The sequence below is a fragment of the uncultured Ruminococcus sp. genome, assembly GCF_946415235.1.
In the GTDB taxonomy this organism is placed as follows: Bacteria; Bacillota; Clostridia; order Oscillospirales; family Ruminococcaceae; genus Ruminococcus.
Genome location: NZ_CAMKRR010000149.1, coordinates 1 through 5263, shown reverse-complemented (window position 1 = coordinate 5263; position 5263 = coordinate 1). Strand labels below are relative to the sequence as shown.

Below are 5263 nucleotides of genomic sequence, written 5' to 3'. Positions count from 1 at the left end.
GAACCTGCGATGTTTACCGCAAGGGTGGCAGATTTACAGTCTGCTGCGTTCGCCAACTACGCATACTTACCCATATTTCGTCACCTATATACGGGTGACGATTATTATCTTATCTATCGGCACATCAAACATATCCGCCAGTATTATCAGGTTATCGATAGTGGGAACAGCGTCCCCGCGCATCCACTTAAATATTGCCTGCGGAGTATTGAATCCGCACCGGGCCTGCACATCGGATATCTTGAAGCCTTTAGACTTTATTATGTTTTTTATATTATTGCCTGTTGCTTTTACATCAATGATAGGCATTTTCAGCAACTCCTTTCAGTATATGATCCTTGACAAAGTAAGTGCTCCCGATGAGATTCGAACTCATACTATACGGATTTTAAGTCCGTTGCCTCTGCCATTGGGCTACGAGAGCATATGGTACCCGCAGCGAGATTCGAACTCGCAAAAACCTGCTTCTTAGGCAGGGATGTATGCCAAAATTCCATCATGCGGGCATGAAAAAACACCGTCTGCTGCATACAGACGGTGCTATATCTGGCTATTCAAGGATCTATACTGAAATCAAGTCCCTAAATGACCGTATCATTTGCACTATGTTCTGTATGCAGCACAATAAGAGTCTCTTCCAGTTCGAGGCTGAGACTAAGTAATGTTTCGCTATACAGATAAGACATAGCAAATGCGTTCATTTCGGGTTACTCCTTTCAAAATAATTCTTGCTACAGTGGTCATCCTACGACCGTTCCTGTTCTGACTTTACCTGTATTATATCACAGCTTTTCGGAAAAAGCAAGTAAACCACAGGTATATTTTTAAGTTGTCGTAAAAACGAGTCCTCACAGTTTCGGCTGTGGGGACATTTTTGCCTTAATTGACTTTTTTATGTTCCTATGCTATGATATGTAAAACGGCTGTTTCCATAAAGTACGGATATGGCGGTGAGTGAAAGGAGAATATGATTGTGAGTAAAAAGCTTCTGATTATTGGCGGCTCACCGTGCAGCGGAAAGAGTACTGTTGCAGAGCGTATCGCACAGGAATACGGTGCTTACTATTTCAAAGTTGACGATCATCTCAGTGAACTGATAAAGCAGGCAGCAGATAATGGAAGTGCAGTCTGCAAGGCGATACAGCAGATGTCTCCTGAGGAGATATGGATGAGAGAGCCGGAAGAACAATGCAAAGAGGAATTTGTGATATACAGGGATATTGCACCGTTTGTATTTGATATGATAAGCAGAATAGAGGAAGACCTGATCATTACTGAAGGCGCAGCATACACGCCAGAGGTCATGAAGAAATACACGGCAGACGTATATGTCACAATTATCCCATCGTCTGAGTTTCAGATATCTCATTACAGAGAGCGTGAATGGGTGCCTTATGTTCTTGAAGGCTGTTCTGATAAGGAAAAAGCCTTTGATAACTGGATGCAGCGAGATACTCTCTTTGCACAGCGGATACAGACTGAATGTGTTGCATCGGGTATTCCCTGCAAGGTGAATGATGGTTCAGAGTCTGTCGAGCAGCTCTATCAGTGGGCTAAGGAAGTGCTTGGACTCCGATTTTTACTATGAATATGGAGCGTGATGATCATGAAGAAGATATACTGGTTTGAACCGTTGTTTTTTCTTTTCTTCGGAATCTTTCACCTGCACAGAATATGGGGAATACTTGACAGAAAAGCCTATGCTGAATTCTGGCTCGGGATAATGGAAAGCAGAGGCGTATTATATTATGCTATTATGATAATACTTGCAGGTTTCTGTATGCTTGGAATAGCCGTATTTTTCAAAGAAAGACGTCATAATTACTGGTGGAGATGGATATATCTGTGCGGCGGTGCTTATCTCCTTTTCGACCTTTTTGCTATAGCGGCAGGTCTTGAATTCTGGCATGAGCTTCTCTGCAGAATGTTTGACACGACTGCATGGTACTGGAATATCATATGGGGAGGCTTTATTATTCTTGGCGGATTGGTATTTGTGTTGGGATTGACTTTACTATCTGACCGAAAGAAAAATGATGTTATCAATTAAAGTGTTATTATAAAATAAGCCTTGCCCCAAACGGGGCAAGGCTCTTATCTTTCCTGACAGTTTTTATTCGTTATAAAGTTCAAGCAATCGCTTTATCCTGTGTCGGATAAAGCCATTAAGTGCTGAAAATCTTTCAGCAGAGACAGGATAATCCGTATGGTTTACAAAGCTAAAGTCCCTGATGTCGTAAATACGCTTATACATATCCTTGCTCATAAGCTAAGGAATATGATCGTCAAAGCTGTAATAAGCAAACGGAACATGGTTGTTTCCATAGTCTATGAAGGCTTTTGTTGTTTCATCCTTACAATGGCTACAAAGTCCCATGCCGTTATCAAATACAGGAGCAAGGCTTATAATCTCATACGTGTCAGAATCAACAAGGAATTGTATGTTGTTAAGATGCCTGTCATAGTTACAGGTCAGGGCATCGAGGACAAGCATATCACGTAGTCTTTCACCTGCACCAAGCTTATCAGCAATATCAAGGTATTCAGGCAATTCAGAGCAGTTCTTGAAATAATACACCGATGGTATCATGATAACTTCTTTTGAAGTTACAAGCTTGCAGGAACTAACGATGCGGTCATGATAGTTGTCAAGGTCATATTCGATATGCTCAATGCCGAGAGCATTTTCAAGCTGTGAGACAAAGAATTCGGAGTATGGTTCATATCCGGCACCGTTGAATCCTTTTGTGCCGCCTTTGAGAAGGTATACTCCGTCAGTACGTCGTACCCAGCACTTGGAAAGATTTCCGTCAGAGCCATATTCAGGCGCAGGTATTTTAAAGTTCAGGTCGGATATACCACCCATAAAAGCGGTCTGTGATACTATCTCACTGAACTCGTTGTCATAAAGGTTCACATCGTTCCATGTACTATCGGAATGCTCTTCCTTTACCAACAGCGTATCTGTAAGAGTCAGCCCGAGGGAGATGTCGATAAAGCTCTTGATATCGGTCATCCCAAGATTTCGCAGCAATCGTGCGATATCTGTACGGCGTTTCCCATTTCGGCGAGTCTCAAGCCAGCTTTTCAGTTTCGTATATCCGTATATCTCAGGAAGACTGCCGGATACAAGCTTAGGCACAGCGGTGCCGAGTTCATTGGTGATATAGTCAAATTCTGCGATGATACGGTCTTTGTTCATTATATAATACACGGCACAGCCTCCTCTCAATGTCTTTTACGGAATAAAACAAGTTTTGCTGCGTGTATATGTTATTCTTATCTTATATCAAAAGCACATTCATCTTCTGTTCCGGTAAGTTCAGCCCATCGGGCGGATAGGAGTTTGGCGTACAGCAGCGGATCAAGTCCGTAACTGCCAAGTGCGTATCCATCGTTCACTTCAACGATTAGAGTATCTCCTTCTGATGTGATTCCCAAATCGAGTGAATATGCTGCGGGAGCATCAGAGTACGATGAAATCATTTCCTTGACTTTTTGAAACGAATAAATCCTTCCAAGTTCGCCTTTGTAACGCCGAATATCCAATATTTCACCGTATCTTACAAAGCAGCGCCACTCAGTAATGATATTCCTGATTTCGCTGCAATAAACAGGAATACTTTCTTCAGGTGAAAAGCGTCCTGCAATATCGGTTTCACTATTGCAAATAAAACCTGTAAACAGTTTCCCTTGTTTAGGCTTTACGAATAACGGAAAGTTATTATTCTCGGCAAGAAATGTATCGGATGTACTTCCCCATATCTTTCGACCGTAAAATTCAGAAAGACTTTCCGGATAGTCAATATCGTTCACTGTTATTCCTTTATTTTCAAGGAACTGTTTTACTCTGCCTACTCCGCCGACTACAATATCGGTAATTTCTGCATTTATTAAATCTTCTTTATCAGTGAAAAGAGTAGTTTCAATTCCCATTTGCTGAAAGCCGAGCATAGCTGAAAAAGTGTTAATATTGTACGGCAGACCGTTATTTCCGCATTGAATATATACTTTCACATTATCACTTCCCGTTATTTTTTCTCATTATAGCACACAGAATAGCTTTTGGCAATATATTGGATACTATCTCAGAAAAATCTTTTTGCGTGAAAAAAGTGGTATAAGTGGTTATTATATCGATAGCTATCGGCAAGAATTTCTATAAAATCACGTTGATTTCTTGCCGATAATATGATATAATAGAACAAAGGAGGTGGTAGTGTGGCATACAAAAGTGTAGCCGAAATGGCTGAATTATGGGGGATATCCGAAAGGACAGTACGTAATTACTGCGCTGAGGGTAGAATAGACGGAGCTGAACTTATCGGCAAAACATGGAAAATTCCTGCCGATGCTGTAAGACCTGGACGCCGTAAGCTTAAACAGGCGGAGACTCTTCTTCAGATACTGCGCGAACAGAAGCGAAGCAACCTGCACGGCGGTATCTACCATAAACTGCAAATCGAGCTGACCTATAACTCTAACCATATCGAAGGCAGCCGTCTTACACACGACCAGACGCGTTATATCTTTGAGACGAACACTATCGGTCTTGAAAATGAAGCAGTGAATGCTGATGACATCGTCGAGACTGTCAATCACTTCCACTGCATTGACTATGTTATTGAGAACGCTGAAAAACCGCTTACAGAAGCCTTTATCAAGGAACTGCACAAGATACTGAAAACAGGTACTGCAGATAGCAGGAAGGATTGGTTTGCGGTAGGAAAATATAAGAAGTTTGCCAACGAAGTAGGCGGTGAAGTAACGGTATCACCTGATGAGGTACCTTTAAAAATGAAAAAGCTTCTATCACAATACAGTGACCTTAAAGCTGTCACTCTTGAGGATATAATAGACTTTCACTATCGGTTTGAATCCATACATCCGTTCCAGGACGGTAATGGCAGAGTCGGCAGGCTTATTATGCTGAAGGAGTGCCTGCGGCATGATATAGTCCCATTCATCATATCAGATGACCTGAAGATGTTCTATTATCGCGGACTCAAGAACTGGGAACAAGAACGCGGCTGGCTGACAGATACCGTACTGACAGCACAGGACCGCTTCAAGGCGTATCTTGATTATTTTCAGATAGAGTACTAAGATATTACGTATTATAGACAAATATCCCTTAACGGGGAGACTATATTTATATCTAAAGATGTATATAATAAATGTATAAATCGAAATGTCGCCCAAATATGGGCGACAATATGTTACATCATTCATTACAATGATAATGCCTTTACAGTATCAGCGT

The 5263-nt window shown here is 41.5% G+C and carries 7 protein-coding genes and 2 tRNA genes; 4 read left to right on the top strand and 5 right to left on the bottom strand.

Annotated elements, in window-relative coordinates; translation table 11 throughout:
* Window positions 1–84: 84 nt before the first annotated feature.
* The 3 genes from Q0R37_RS15065 to Q0R37_RS15055 all read right to left on the bottom strand — a co-directional run bounded on the left by Q0R37_RS15065 (window position 85) and on the right by Q0R37_RS15055 (window position 506).
* Window positions 85–309 (bottom strand): helix-turn-helix transcriptional regulator, encoded by a 225-nt coding sequence (locus Q0R37_RS15065; protein WP_031563275.1) that lies wholly within the window; start codon window positions 307–309, stop codon window positions 85–87.
* Window positions 310–351: 42 nt separating this feature from the next.
* Window positions 352–424, bottom strand: a tRNA-Leu gene (locus Q0R37_RS15060).
* 3 nt (window positions 425–427) lie between these two features.
* Window positions 428–506 (bottom strand) — tRNA-Leu (locus Q0R37_RS15055).
* Here Q0R37_RS15055 and Q0R37_RS15050 point away from each other — a divergent pair.
* The 3 genes from Q0R37_RS15050 to Q0R37_RS15040 all read left to right on the top strand — a co-directional run bounded on the left by Q0R37_RS15050 (window position 483) and on the right by Q0R37_RS15040 (window position 2050).
* A complete protein-coding gene (locus Q0R37_RS15050; RefSeq protein ID WP_294755401.1) occupies window positions 483–662 on the top strand; it encodes a hypothetical protein in 180 nt (59 codons plus the stop codon). The genes Q0R37_RS15055 and Q0R37_RS15050 overlap by 24 nt on opposite strands.
* Window positions 663–973: 311 nt before the next feature.
* On the top strand, window positions 974–1588 hold the full coding sequence (locus Q0R37_RS15045) for a hypothetical protein (RefSeq protein ID WP_294755400.1): 615 nt from the start codon (window positions 974–976) through the stop codon (window positions 1586–1588).
* An 18-nt stretch (window positions 1589–1606) separates the two neighbouring features.
* On the top strand, window positions 1607–2050 hold the full coding sequence (locus Q0R37_RS15040; protein ID WP_294755398.1) for a hypothetical protein: 444 nt from the start codon (window positions 1607–1609) through the stop codon (window positions 2048–2050).
* A 219-nt stretch (window positions 2051–2269) separates the two neighbouring features.
* Here Q0R37_RS15040 and Q0R37_RS15035 read toward each other — a convergent pair whose 3' ends face one another.
* Both Q0R37_RS15035 and Q0R37_RS15030 read right to left on the bottom strand, forming a co-directional pair.
* Window positions 2270–3214 carry a hypothetical protein gene (locus tag Q0R37_RS15035; RefSeq protein ID WP_294755396.1) on the bottom strand — a complete coding sequence of 315 codons (945 nt, stop codon included), beginning with the start codon at window positions 3212–3214 and terminating at the stop codon, window positions 2270–2272.
* 65 nt (window positions 3215–3279) lie between these two features.
* The gene (locus Q0R37_RS15030) at window positions 3280–4017 is read right to left on the bottom strand and encodes an ATP-grasp domain-containing protein (protein ID WP_294755394.1); all 738 of its coding nucleotides are present in this window, start codon (window positions 4015–4017) and stop codon (window positions 3280–3282) included.
* A gap of 204 nt (window positions 4018–4221) precedes the next feature.
* On the opposite strand from Q0R37_RS15030, the gene Q0R37_RS15025 reads away from it, so the two are divergent.
* Window positions 4222–5106, top strand: a complete 885-nt coding sequence (locus Q0R37_RS15025) for a DNA-binding protein (protein ID WP_294755392.1) — start codon at window positions 4222–4224, stop codon at window positions 5104–5106.
* Window positions 5107–5263 lie beyond the last annotated feature (157 nt).

What these genes read in the sequence shown, in the direction of transcription:
- Q0R37_RS15065 (WP_031563275.1), bottom strand. Translation starts at nt 309, where the DNA reads ATGCCTATCATTGATGTAAAAGCAACAGGCAATAATATAAAAAACATA.
- Q0R37_RS15050 (WP_294755401.1), top strand. Translation starts at nt 483, where the DNA reads ATGCCAAAATTCCATCATGCGGGCATGAAAAAACACCGTCTGCTGCAT.
- Q0R37_RS15040 (WP_294755398.1), top strand. Translation starts at nt 1,607, where the DNA reads ATGAAGAAGATATACTGGTTTGAACCGTTGTTTTTTCTTTTCTTCGGA.